This is a genomic window from Streptomyces sp. NPDC059037, from assembly GCF_042740015.1.
Classification (GTDB): Bacteria; Actinomycetota; Actinomycetes; order Streptomycetales; family Streptomycetaceae; genus Streptomyces.
Window position 1 is genome coordinate 1 of the sequence record NZ_JBHYIG010000530.1, and the last position, 1311, is coordinate 1311.

Annotated in this window: 1 protein-coding gene and 1 pseudogene; both read right to left on the reverse strand. The window is 68.3% G+C overall.

The genetic code is table 11. The annotated features are described in order from the left end of the window. A partial coding sequence (locus ACFWY6_RS45430) for a 2-oxoacid:ferredoxin oxidoreductase subunit beta (RefSeq protein ID WP_384703796.1) occupies positions 1 to 536 on the reverse strand: 536 nt, incomplete at its 3' end. Positions 537 to 663: 127 nt separating this feature from the next. Further along, a pseudogene (locus ACFWY6_RS45435) lies at positions 664 to 1311 on the reverse strand (2-oxoglutarate ferredoxin oxidoreductase subunit alpha); the annotation flags it as partial.

The following is a 1311-nucleotide window of genomic DNA, read 5'->3' on the forward strand; positions in this document are numbered from 1 at the left end:
CGCAGCACGGAGGTGAGGTGTTTGCGGTCGGAGTCCACGGTGCGTGCCACGAAGGACGCCTCCGCCCCGATGGCCAGCGAGACGGGGTTGAAGGGTGCGTCCAGGGAGCCCATCGGCGTCGACTTGGTGATCTTGCCGAGCTCGGAGGTGGGGCTGTACTGGCCCTTGGTGAGGCCGTAGATGCGGTTGTTGAACAGCAGGATCTTCAGGTTCACGTTCCGGCGCAGCGCGTGGATCAGGTGGTTGCCGCCGATGGACAGCGCGTCCCCGTCGCCGGTGACCACCCACACCGACAGGTCCCGCCGGGAGGAGGCGAGACCGGTGGCGATGGCCGGGGCGCGGCCGTGGATGGAGTGCATCCCGTAGGTGTTCATGTAGTACGGGAAGCGGGAGCTGCAGCCGATGCCGGAGACGAAGACGATGTTCTCCTTGGCCAGGCCGAGTTCGGGCATGAAGCCCTGCACGGCCGCCAGGACGGCGTAGTCGCCGCAGCCCGGACACCAGCGCACCTCCTGGTCGGACTTGAAGTCCTTCATGGACTGCCTGGCCTCGGCCTTGGGCACCAGCGAAAGCGCCTCGATGCCGCCCCCGGCACCCCCGGCACCCCCGGCACTCCCGGTGCTCCCGGTGTTTCCGGTGCTTGCGGCGGGGTCGGTCTTGGTGTCAGCCATGGATGGCCTCCTTGAGGGCCGTGGCGAGCTGCTCGGCCTTGAACGGCATTCCGTTGACCTGGTTGTAGGAGACCGCGTCGACCAGGAACCTGGCGCGGACGAGCGTGGCCAGCTGCCCGAGGTTCATCTCGGGAATCACCACCTTGTCGTAACGCGCCAGGACCTCGCCCAGATTCCGCGGGAAGGGGTTGAGGTGACGCAGATGCGCCTGCGCCACGCTCTCCCCGGCCGCCCGCAGCCGCCGCACCGCCGCGGTGATCGGCCCATACGTCGAACCCCAGCCCAAAACCAGCAGTTCGGCGTCCCCGGTCGCGTCGTCGACCGCCAGGTCGGGCACCTGGATGCCGTCGATCTTGGCCTGGCGGGTGCGGACCATGAAGTCGTGGTTGGCCGGGTCGTAGGAGATGTTCCCGGTGCCGTCCTGCTTCTCGATCCCCCCGATCCGGTGCTCCAGACCCGGCGTGCCGGGAATCGCCCAGGGGCGGGCCAGGCTCTGCGGGTCACGCTGGTAGGGCCAGAACACCTCGCTGCCATCGTCCTCGGTGTGATTGGGCCCCGTGGCGAACTGCACCCGCAGATCGGGCAGTTCATCGACCTCCGGGATCCGCCACGGCTCCGAGCCGTTGGCCAGATAACCATC